Raw genomic sequence first — 10,735 nt, 5'->3', positions numbered from 1 at the left:
CCTTTGCTCAAGACAAAACTCAATTTTCGACGAGTCGCTTGCCTTGGTATTTCTTGTCGAAATACTCCAGCCAGCGCCCACACGAATTACTTGGTCAATTTGTTAAAGAGCGTTTGAGCCGCTGCTCAATCAAGGTGGCGTATTCTACATCGTCTCGCCGCCTTGTCAACCGTTTAATTCGAGAGAAGTTAAAAATGAACCTTTTCGAATCAAACTGTCATTTCTTAATCCAGATAAGCCATTCTACAGCGTTTACTCATCTTGTCAACCACTTGCTCGAAGAAAGCATTTAAAAATCTTCAATTTATTCAAGCGGTTACTCTTTGATCGGAAAGCGTCTCAGATGTGCTCCCCTCGAAAGAGATGCGCATTCTACAGAGCTTGGCGCGGGTGTCAACGGTGCAATGCAACTTTTTATGTCTTTATCCCTGTCACGCCGATCTCAAGGTCCACTTTAGCACTTTCATAGATGAACCGGGGCCTTATCATCCCGCTTACAGACGAACCTCGACCGCCCTAACTGCAGCGATTGCTTTGGCCTTTGCCTCTTCTATAGTGGCCCCTTGTGCCAGAGCAACACCCATCCGCCGACGCCCCACGAGTTCAGGCTTACCAAAAAGCCTTAACTGCACATCTGGTACTGCAAGCGCCATGCTCAATCCGCTGAAGGCTACAGATGAGGAATTCCCTTCTGGCAAAATGACCGCTGACGCAGAAGGACCCTGCTGCCGAATAACCGGAACCGGCAATCCGAGTATGGCTCTTGCATGCAAAGCAAACTCCGACAAATCCTGAGATACCAGCGTAACAAGACCAGTATCATGGGGCCGGGGAGACACCTCTGAGAAATACACGTCGTCCCCGCGTATGAACAACTCCACTCCGTATACCCCATAGCCACCCAGATTCTCGGTGATTTTTAAAGCAACGTCACGCGAACGCTCCAGTGCTTTAGCCGACATGGGCTGCGGCTGCCAGGATTCACGGTAATCGCCCTCTTTCTGGCGGTGCCCTATAGGCTCGCAGAAGCTAACGCCGCCAGAGTGCCTGACGGTCAGCAGGGTTATTTCATAATCAAATGTCACAAAGCCTTCAACAATAACCCTACCCTTTCCCGCACGACCGCCTGTTTGCGCGTACTCCCAAGCGGCGTCAATCTCACTTTCATCGCTAACCGTACTCTGCCCTTTACCAGAGGAACTCATTACCGGCTTAACAACGAGGGGCATTCCTATCGCCTTGACCGCTTCCAGGAATGCCTCTTTTGTGTCAACAAACCGGTAAGGCGACGTTTTCACTCCCAGCTCTTCTGCAGCCAGGCGCCGAATCCCTTCCCTGTTCATAGTCAGGTGGGCTGCCCTTGCGGAAGGTATTACCCTATAACCTTCCTGCTCAAGCTTGATCAATTCAGCTGTCGCAATGGCTTCGATTTCGGGCACAATGAGGTCGGGTTTTTCAATCTCGACTATGTTCCTTAAAGCCTGCGCATCCAACATATCTATTACGTGGCTACGATGAGCCACCTGCATGGCAGGGGCGTTCGGGTAACGGTCTGCTGCAATTACCTCAACCCCATACCTCTGCAACTCTATTGCCACTTCTTTGCCAAGCTCACCTGAGCCACACAGCAATACCTTAAAAGCGTTTGCTTTAAGTGGCGTGCCCAGCGTTACATTCCCTACTTCATTCAAACCAGATCCTCCTGCAAGTACCTGAAATCTCTCAGGCATCCTTTTTGCGTTCAGTTAAAGCGCCACTTCCCGCTCCCGCTCAGCGACTTTCACAAGCACAGCTTTACGCTCGCAGTTGGTCATTGATGTCCAGCTCAGGATCTCATCACTGGTGCGCTGACACCCTATACATACATCCCGCTCATCAAGAGCGCATATACTCACGCAGGGCGATCGGACTTTATCCTCAACAGCCATAACAAATTCATCTCAGTTTTTTACAGGCTTCAAGCTTTTCATATAACGGCTTGCATTGTGTACATAGTGCGCGGCACTGAGTTCGAGCATCTTCTTTTGTTGCTCGGTGAGTTCCCTTTTGATTTTTCCCGGCGACCCAACCACCAATGAGCCGTCTGGAACAACCATTCCTTCAGGGATAAGGGTGTTCGCACCAATAAGGCAGTACTTTCCGATCTTGGCACCATTCAAAACAACCGCATTGATACCGATCAGTGAATAGTCCCCAACCTCACAACCGTGAAGCATGGTTTTATGACCAACTGTAACACCCCGCCCTAGCGTCAGCGGGATACCCGGATCTGTGTGGAGAACAGAGCCATCCTGAACGTTTGTCTCTGGTCCAATCGTAATAAGCTCGTTATCTCCACGGATCACCACGTTGAACCAGACACTACTTTTTTCGTGAAGCTCCACATTGCCAATCACCGTCGCATTGTCTGCTACAAACTGACTACTGCCTTTCAACACCGGGGCACGGCCATCCAACTCATAGAGCATTCTATTTTCCTTATTATGTTCGGGGTTTGAGCAAATCGATATCAGCATCGTACACAGCATTTAAAAAATCGACCAGAACCACAGCAGACAAGCCCCAGATTTGATATCGCTCCCACCGATAACAAGGCACATGAATTGTTTGGTCCTGAAACGGTATCGCATCTGTACGTTCGCGCCTGTCTTCCAGAAAGAAAGAAAGAGGCACTCGAAAGACGCTATCAATCTCGCCGGGATTTGGTTCCAACGGATACTCCACAGGCACAACACCAACGTAAGGAGAGACAAGTATCCCGTGACGTGACATCACTTGGCTCAACGGTGAAATGATTTCCACCTGATCTGGTGGCAGACCAATCTCTTCATGGGTTTCCCGCAGCGCCGTCGCGGCCAACGATAAATCTCCGGGATCCCGCTTCCCCCCGGGGTAGGCAACCTGACCGCGGTGAGTGCTCAAATTTGTCGAACGCAGCGTAAATATCATTTCAGGATTACCAGGATCGTCAGTAACCGGCACAAGGATGCCTGCTTCGGTATAGTTCAGATCGAGCTTCTGAGGCGCATAGCCCGTTAAACGCTGTACAAGTAAATCACGCAAACCGGAACTCCTGAACAAATCTGGTGTTGAATGAGACAGCAGTAGCAACGATCATTAAACTTAACATTCGCTGAATTCAAGTATACGGGGAAAAATATGAAGTACTGCAGCACATGCGGCCATCCGGTTAAACAGCGCATCCCCGAAGGCGACAACCGCCACCGCTATGTGTGCATCAACTGCAGCACAATACACTATCAAAACCCACGCATCATCGCGGGTACAGTGCCAGTATGGGAGGGAAAGATCCTTCTTTGCCGTCGAGCAATTGAACCTCGCTACGGGTACTGGACCCTTCCGGCGGGATACATGGAAAATGCCGAAACAACCGTTGAGGCGGCCGAGCGCGAGACGCTGGAAGAGGCACTGGCCGAAGTAAATATAGACGGCCTTTATTCCATTATCGATGTTCCGCACATAAACCAGGTTCACATGTTCTATCGCGCGACACTAAAAAACGGGAACTTTGGTGCTGGTGAGGAGTCCCTTGAAACCCGCCTGTTTGCTGTGGACGAAATTCCCTGGGGCGATATTTCCTTCCCGACTGTGCGAAAAACCCTGGAACTGTTTCTGGATGACCTGAAGAACGACTCTTTCGGTGTGCACATACGTGATATCCGGCGCCCTATCGCCGCGACCCGAAGCAAAGACGATCTATAATATTTCCATGCGATAAATCTCGTAAGCAGGCTCTTCATAGGGATGGGCCTGCTTGAGCGCCACAACCGCTTTACGGATTAGTTCATCGGTGCAAACAAGCTCTACCTTGAACTCGTCCACAACCTTCAGCGCCTCACTTTCCCCCAAAAAAGGGTTGCTACCCTCAAGAGGGCGGAACTGTCCCTGCCCTCTGCACTGCCAGGCGCAAGAATCGTAATCCCCTATGCGCCCTGCCCCGATATCGAAGAGTGCCTGTTTGGTTTTTTCCAAATGTGTCTCCGGCACGAAATAGCATATTTTATACATGAAACCTCCTTTGAGCAGGATATTTTTTGTACAGATTAATGGCTTAGGCACTTACCCACAGATTCTGTGGATAACTCTGGGGAAAGTTTTGGGGAACACCTCTATAAACCCCGTACTTACTGCACTCCCGTTAAATTGGCGACAAATTCACCTGATTCATTAAACCGATATATTTCAACAGGTTACAACTTTTGTACAAACACTGAACGCCTACGCTCTGCATTGTTCACAGAATGCACAAGACTGAGCTCGCAATGTGCATAAACATAATGAGTCAAGGAGTTTTTTTCCAATATATCCGCATTATTCGCTTGATAAACTCAAAACGCTCAAAATTCAGGCACAAAAAAACCGGCTCCGGAAAGCCCTCCCTTTTGAGGCTCACCAAAGCCGGTTTTTCCAGTCTTTCAACCGATCAGTCCATCAGCTAAACCAGCGTCTGGCATTTCGGAACATGCGAATCCAGGAACCGTCTTCCTGCCAATCCGCGGGTCGCCATGAGTGCTGGACAGCGCGGAACACTCGTTCAGGGTGAGGCATCATAATGGTAATACGACCATCCCGAGTAGTTGCCCCCGCTATGCCATCTTGCGAGCCATTTGGATTATAAGGATAACGCATCGTCGCCTGACCCCGGTTATCCACGAAGCGTAGCGCTACCCGCTCACTTTCTGCGAGCTCTGAAGCAGAAGCACTACCGGAAAACTCTACCCGCCCTTCACCATGAGCGACCGCTATTGGCATACGCGAACCTGCCATTTCTTCCAGGAATGCTGAAGGTGACGACATTACTTCAACCATCGCCAACCGTGCCTCGAACTGCTCCGACTGGTTACGAACGAAACGTGGCCAGCCTTCGCTGCCCGGAATCAATTCGTGCAGATTGGACAACATCTGGCAACCATTACAAACACCCAGCGCGAGAGTGTCCTGGCGGTTGAAGAAAGCGGCAAACTGATCACGAACACGGTCGTTGAACAGAATGGACTTTGCCCAACCTTCACCGGCACCCAGCACATCCCCGTATGAGAACCCGCCACAAGCCACGAGACTATTAAACGTCTCGAGATTCACTCGTCCGGATAGCAGATCGCTCATGTGCACATCGACAGACTCAAAACCAGCCCGATCAAATGCAGCGGCCATCTCAACCTGCCCGTTAACACCCTGCTCACGCAAGACAGCAACTCTCGGGCGAATTCCCTTGTTGATATAAGGCGCAGCAACATCCTCGTTCACATCATAGGTGAGCTCGGCATGAAGCCCAGGGTTATCCGCATCAAGCAGATTATCAAACTCTTCCTGCGCACAATCTGCGTTATCCCTCAGGGACTGAATGCGATAACTGGTCTCAGACCACAGGCGCTGTAGATCCACTCGCGCATCATCTGCAACCATTTCACCTTCAAAGGACAATCGCAGGCGATCCTGATCACTCAATGTGCCCACAACACTGACGTGGTCCCCCAAGCCAGCCGCTGAAAACTGCTGTAGAACGAAATCCGTATCATCCCTGCGCACCTGAATAACAGCGCCCAATTCTTCATTGAACAACTCGCGGACAATCTGACTGGCGTCGTCTGTCAATCCATCCAGTTTGATATCTATACCGGTGCGGCCGGCAAAACTCATTTCAGCAAGAGTCACAAACAATCCGCCATCAGAGCGGTCGTGATAGGCCAGTAGCTTGTCGTCGGCGTTCAATCCCTGAATAACAGCAAAAAACGCTTTGATATCTTCCGGATCGTCGAGATCAGGTGCCACAGCTCCGACCTGACGGTAAACTTGAGCCAAAGCCGACCCACCTAACCGATTCTGCCCAGCGCCCAGATCCACAAGAATCAGATCTGTGTCTCCAGCATCCGTTATCAACTGGGGCGTAAGGGTGCGAGAAACATCGGTAACCGGTGCAAAACCACTGACAATCAACGAGAGAGGCGCGGTTACACTCTTCTGTTCGCCGTTATCCTCTTCCCAAACCGTCTTCATGGACATGGAGTCCTTGCCTACAGGAATGGTTATCCCCAACTCGGGGCACAACTCCATGCCAACTGCTCGAACTGTTTCGTAGAGGTTCTCGTCCTCTCCCGGGTGGCCTGCGGCTGACATCCAGTTAGCCGACAAGCGAATGTCTGATAATTTGCCAATTGCGGCTGCTGCCAGGTTTGTAATGGCTTCGCCTACAGCCATCCGACCTGATGCGGGCGCATCAATGGCTGCGATCGGTGTACGTTCGCCCATGGCCATGGCTTCACCCGTCAGAACATCAAAAGAGCTTGCCGTAACCGCAACATCACTGACAGGCACCTGCCATGGACCAACCATCTGGTCCCGAGCAACAAGCCCGGTAATCGTGCGGTCACCTATGGTGATCAGGAAGCTCTTGGAGCCCACTGAAGGCAGCCTCAGAAGTCTGCGAATGGCGTCATTCAGATCAATCTGGGTGGAGTCAAACAGCGGCTTGCTGAACGATGTTCTGTTAATACTCCGGTGCATACGGGGCGGCTTACCGAAAAGCACATCCATCGGAAGATCAACAGGCTTGTCGTTAAAATAGGAATCGCTCAACTCGAGATGATGGGCTTCCGTCGCCTCTCCAATCACGGCATACGGGCAGCGCTCACGACGACACAGCGCGTCGAAAAGCTCAAGATTTTCGGGAGCCACCGCCATGACATACCGTTCCTGAGACTCGTTACACCAGATTTCCAATGGCGACATACCAGGCTCATCGCTGGGAATATCCCGCAACTCAAACTTTCCGCCACGACCGCCGTCCTTCACCAATTCAGGCATGGCGTTAGAAAGACCACCGGCGCCAACGTCATGGATGAAGCAGAGCGGGTTTTGCTCGCCCATCTGCCAGCAGCGGTCGATCACTTCCTGACAACGCCGTTCCATTTCCGGGTTGTCACGCTGCACGGATGCAAAGTCGAGGTTCTCGTTACTGGAGCCGGAGTCCATAGAGGAAGCAGCACTGCCTCCAAGACCGATAAGCATGGAAGGGCCACCCAACACAATGAGTTTGGCGCCTACAGGTATCTCACCTTTTTCAACATGTTCTGCGCGGATATTTCCAAGGCCACCGGCGATCATGATGGGCTTGTGGTAGCCCCGTACTTCATCACCCGCAGGGCCGGCAACTTTCTCTTCAAATGTACGGAAATAGCCCGCGATATTGGGGCGGCCAAACTCGTTATTGAATGCGGCGCCGCCAATGGGGCCTTCAATCATGATATCCAGAGCGGAGGCTATCCGCTCAGGCTTGCCGTAATTGATTTCCCAGGGCTGGGGATCATCTGGCATGTTGAGGTTGGAGACGGTGAACCCCGTCAACCCCGCCTTCGGTTTGGAACCGCGACCGGTTGCGCCCTCATCGCGGATTTCACCGCCGGAGCCGGTTGCCGCGCCAGCCGCAGGGGCAATGGCCGTTGGGTGGTTATGGGTCTCCACCTTCATAAGAATGTGGATGTCTTCCTGATTATATTCGTAAATACCTGTTACCGGATCCGGGAAGAAACGACCACCTCGACTTCCCTGAATAACCGAAGCGTTATCCTTATAGGCAGAGAGCACACCTTCGCTGTTCATCTCATAGGTGTTACGAATCATGGCAAACAGCGACTTTTCCTGGCCCTCACCGTCAATATCCCAGGAGGCATTGAATATTTTGTGGCGGCAATGCTCAGAGTTTGCCTGAGCAAACATCATGAGTTCTACATCGGTAGGATCCCGCTCGAGGCCGACAAAGGACTTCACAAGATAATCGATTTCGTCATCGGCCAGCGCAAGCCCGAGGCGTCTGTTTGCTTCTACCAGCGCAGCTCGACCGCCAGCCAATACTGAAACTCGCTCCAGAGGGCGCGGCTCTTCTCGATTGAACAGCAACTGTGCACCACCCATTTCATGGAAGACTTTCTGGGTCATGCGATCATGCAGCAGCGCTGCAACCTTCTCGCGCTGGTCGAGACCAAGCTTTTTACTCGATTTGATATAGAAGGCCGTGCCGCGCTCTATGCGCTGAATCTGTCGCAAACCGCAGTTGCGCGCAATATCCGTTGCCTTACTGGACCAGGGAGACAAGGTTCCCGGGCGCGGCACAACGAGAAAAAGCACACCATCTGGCTCTTCAGCGGGTACGCTGGGGCCATAAGTCAGCAGCCGATCAAGGATGGCCTGCTCGGAATCAGAAAGCACGCCCTCCAGATCCACAAAGTGCATAAACTCGGCATAAACATGCTCAATCTCAGGCACAATGGCCTGAATTCTGGCGTACAGTTTATGGGAACGAAATGGTGAAAGCGCGGGAGCGCCGCGAAGTTCAAGCATGATATCAACCTGTATCGCGCGAAACGGGGAAGTCCGGGTGCATTCTGAGAAGGCGCATATGATACTTGAAAGCTCTGCCGGGATACAGCGCTGGGAAGCTTATTCGATTCGCATAGATTTGACATTATTTTGCGCAGTAATTGATCAGCCTGATTGACCCCTTTGGCTGCAACAGGGATCATTAGCTAGTGGACATGGAGACCACACGCACCAAGACACCGGATGCCGCCAGCCTGTTTGGGCGCATCCCGTTGATCCAGCGGTAACGGAGAACAGGGACTTGCCAAGAATTCTGACTGTATACAATGCAGCAACGGCTTACAGATCGTTCCTCGCCTGCACACTGGCCCTGCTCGCTCTCGCCGGGTGCAGCCAGCCGAGCACCCTGCAGGAAATCCGTAACGAGGGAGTTCTGCACGTTATTACCCGGGTTGCGCCTTCTATCTATTACGAAGGGCGTGAAGGCCCCACAGGCTATGATTACGAACTGGCCAAACTCTTTGCCGACGAATTGGGAGTCGAGCTCCGCCTCCGGGTTGCAGAAGATAACACCGAAATTCTTTCCGTACTTTCCCGTGATTTTGCACACATCGGGCTGGCAGGCCTTTCAGCGCAACCGCTTTTTGAAGGCCAGTACAAGACACTCCCTACCGGCATCATGGCGCAATCAGTCGTTGTTTATAATCGCGATGTGGAGCGGCCCGAATCACTCGCTGACCTGGCGGGGCAGATGCTTCACCTGGTGCCTGACAGCAATCATGAGTATCAGCTACAAGCCCATACGAACAGTGCATCAGGCGTATCCTGGCAGGTTCACCCGGGGCTGGACGCTGCCGGTATTCTTGCGCGCGTTGAAACTGGCGAGCTCTCCTACGCCGTAGTCTCATCCAATGAACTGGAGCTGAACCACGTCTTTTTTCCCCAGGTCAAACAAGCGTTTGCACTTGGCGATGCCAGCGAACTGGCATGGTTACTTCCGGCGAGCCAGGACGACTCGTTGGTGAATGCAGCGAAAGCATTTATCGAAAAAATGCAGGCTAACGGCATCACCGCTCAGCTTTCAGAGCGTTTTTATGGCCACCTGGATCACCTGAACTATGTCGGTGCCCGCACCTTCATGCATCATGTGGAAAACCGACTGCCTACATATGAGTCTCTTTTCAGAGATAACGCCGCCATATTTAATATGGACTGGCGACTGCTCGCAGCTATTGGCTACCAGGAATCACACTGGCGCCCTAATGCAGTTTCCCCGACCGGGGTCCGCGGGCTGATGATGCTCACGCGCAACACCGCAAACTACATTGGCATCAACAATCGACTGGACGCGGAAGAGAGCATCCAGGGTGGTGCCAAATACTTCCGAATGGTGCACCGGAGAATTCCCGAGCGTATAGCAGAGCCCGATCGCACCTGGTTCGCTCTGGCATCCTACAATGTTGGCTACGGACACCTTGAGGATGCCCGCAGGCTTACCGAAAATGCCGGTAAAAACCCCGACCGCTGGATGGATGTAAAAGAATTCTTGCCACTACTTGCCCAAAAAGAGTGGTACAAACAGACACGCTACGGGTATGCCCGCGGCCATGAGCCCGTTCTCTATGTGCAGAATATCCGCAGGTACTACGACGTGCTCGCCCGGATGATGGAGCCTACGGAAAGCATAGCTGCCTCGGCCTCCCCATTTGTTGGTCTGGAACAGAGCGCAAATGAAAACTCTTCAAGAGAGCTGGCAGGAGACGGAGCAGGCATGAGAGCTAGCCTACCCCCTGAGCTTGGAATGATACCGCCAACGCTTTAGCACCTAAAAGCCAAGATCAGCCGCATCACTGACTTCCAACACGCGCTCTACCTGGCTGGCCGTGAACCCCCGACGAGTGAAGAAGCGGGCTTGCCGCAGCCTTTCATCCCAGTCATCGCCAAGATCCGACAGCCCGAAACGCTTCTCCCTCAGCAAAAGCGCATTTCGGATCCAATCCGCATCAGCAAGCTCGTCGACGCAGGCTGGCGCCTGATGAATACCACGTTGCTGCAACTCAGCAAGTACTTTCAAGGGACCATACCCCAGATCAATTCGTTGGCGGGAATAGACATCCGCAAACCGGTTGTCATCCAACCAACCTTCGCTTTCATAGTCGTCCAAAACCAATGAGATGATAGAAGCTTCAAGCTTCCGCTGACGTAATTTCAGCGCCAACTCCTGCCGGCTGTGCTCTCGCCGAGCAAGCAACCTCAGCGCCACCGACCGCGCTTTGTATTCCTGTTCGTCGCTATTTTCCTGTTTTGCCATTCAACCCTTCCCGCAAACGCTCACAAAACGCTAGACTAGCTCCGATTTTATAATGTCGACGCAGATTTTTGGCTTTCAATACCCGAA

General features: G+C 52.2%; 10 protein-coding genes. 3 read left to right on the top strand and 7 right to left on the bottom strand.

The window, feature by feature from the left end; translation table 11 throughout:
• On the top strand, positions 1–293 hold a 293-nt coding region (locus FE848_RS18755; protein WP_227715348.1), incomplete at its 5' end, for a hypothetical protein.
• A 201-nt stretch (positions 294–494) separates the two neighbouring features.
• On the opposite strand, the gene purT is transcribed toward FE848_RS18755, so the two are convergent.
• The 4 genes from purT to FE848_RS13775 are packed head-to-tail and all read right to left on the bottom strand — an operon-like array spanning position 495 to position 3,063.
• The gene (gene purT / locus FE848_RS13790) at positions 495–1,691 is read right to left on the bottom strand and encodes a formate-dependent phosphoribosylglycinamide formyltransferase (RefSeq protein WP_227715347.1); all 1,197 of its coding nucleotides are present in this window, start codon (positions 1,689–1,691) and stop codon (positions 495–497) included.
• A gap of 54 nt (positions 1,692–1,745) precedes the next feature.
• Positions 1,746–1,928 (bottom strand): DUF1289 domain-containing protein, encoded by a 183-nt coding sequence (locus FE848_RS13785; protein ID WP_200204070.1) that lies wholly within the window; start codon positions 1,926–1,928, stop codon positions 1,746–1,748.
• A 12-nt stretch (positions 1,929–1,940) separates the two neighbouring features.
• Complete coding sequence (locus FE848_RS13780; RefSeq protein ID WP_200204068.1) at positions 1,941–2,468, bottom strand: gamma carbonic anhydrase family protein; 528 nt, start codon at positions 2,466–2,468, stop codon at positions 1,941–1,943.
• A gap of 13 nt (positions 2,469–2,481) precedes the next feature.
• Entirely contained in the window at positions 2,482–3,063 is a 582-nt protein-coding gene (locus FE848_RS13775) for an NUDIX hydrolase (RefSeq protein ID WP_200204066.1), read from the bottom strand.
• 96 nt (positions 3,064–3,159) lie between these two features.
• Here FE848_RS13775 and FE848_RS13770 point away from each other — a divergent pair, with 96 nt between their 5' ends.
• Positions 3,160–3,723, top strand: a complete 564-nt coding sequence (locus FE848_RS13770) for an NUDIX hydrolase (protein WP_200204064.1) — start codon at positions 3,160–3,162, stop codon at positions 3,721–3,723.
• Here FE848_RS13770 and FE848_RS13765 read toward each other — a convergent pair.
• Entirely contained in the window at positions 3,718–4,029 is a 312-nt protein-coding gene (locus FE848_RS13765) for a YqfO family protein (RefSeq protein ID WP_200204062.1), read from the bottom strand. The genes FE848_RS13770 and FE848_RS13765 overlap by 6 nt on opposite strands.
• Positions 4,030–4,452: 423 nt before the next feature.
• Positions 4,453–8,358, bottom strand: a complete 3,906-nt coding sequence (purL, locus tag FE848_RS13760) for a phosphoribosylformylglycinamidine synthase (RefSeq protein ID WP_200204060.1) — start codon at positions 8,356–8,358, stop codon at positions 4,453–4,455.
• A gap of 289 nt (positions 8,359–8,647) precedes the next feature.
• Here purL and mltF point away from each other — a divergent pair, with 289 nt between their 5' ends.
• Positions 8,648–10,159 carry a membrane-bound lytic murein transglycosylase MltF gene (gene mltF, locus FE848_RS13755; RefSeq protein WP_413785014.1) on the top strand — a complete coding sequence of 504 codons (1,512 nt, stop codon included), beginning with the start codon at positions 8,648–8,650 and terminating at the stop codon, positions 10,157–10,159.
• A gap of 3 nt (positions 10,160–10,162) precedes the next feature.
• On the opposite strand, the gene FE848_RS13750 is transcribed toward mltF, so the two are convergent.
• Entirely contained in the window at positions 10,163–10,648 is a 486-nt protein-coding gene (locus FE848_RS13750; RefSeq protein ID WP_200204056.1) for a regulatory protein RecX, read from the bottom strand.
• Positions 10,649–10,735: the final 87 nt, after the last annotated feature.

It is taken from the genome of Marinobacter sp. 1-3A (assembly GCF_016597775.1).
In the GTDB taxonomy this organism is placed as follows: domain Bacteria; phylum Pseudomonadota; class Gammaproteobacteria; order Pseudomonadales; family Oleiphilaceae; genus Marinobacter; species Marinobacter xiaoshiensis.
The sequence above is the reverse complement of the archived record's forward strand: the minus strand, read 5'-3'. Positions and strand labels throughout refer to the sequence as shown.

Coding starts and splice junctions, on each gene's coding strand:
- FE848_RS13785 (WP_200204070.1), bottom strand. CDS start 1,928: ATGGCTGTTGAGGATAAAGTCCGATCGCCCTGCGTGAGTATATGCGCT.
- FE848_RS13780 (WP_200204068.1), bottom strand. CDS start 2,468: ATGCTCTATGAGTTGGATGGCCGTGCCCCGGTGTTGAAAGGCAGTAGT.
- FE848_RS13770 (WP_200204064.1), top strand. CDS start 3,160: ATGAAGTACTGCAGCACATGCGGCCATCCGGTTAAACAGCGCATCCCC.
- FE848_RS13765 (WP_200204062.1), bottom strand. CDS start 4,029: ATGTATAAAATATGCTATTTCGTGCCGGAGACACATTTGGAAAAAACC.
- purL (WP_200204060.1), bottom strand. CDS start 8,358: ATGCTTGAACTTCGCGGCGCTCCCGCGCTTTCACCATTTCGTTCCCAT.
- FE848_RS13750 (WP_200204056.1), bottom strand. CDS start 10,648: ATGGCAAAACAGGAAAATAGCGACGAACAGGAATACAAAGCGCGGTCG.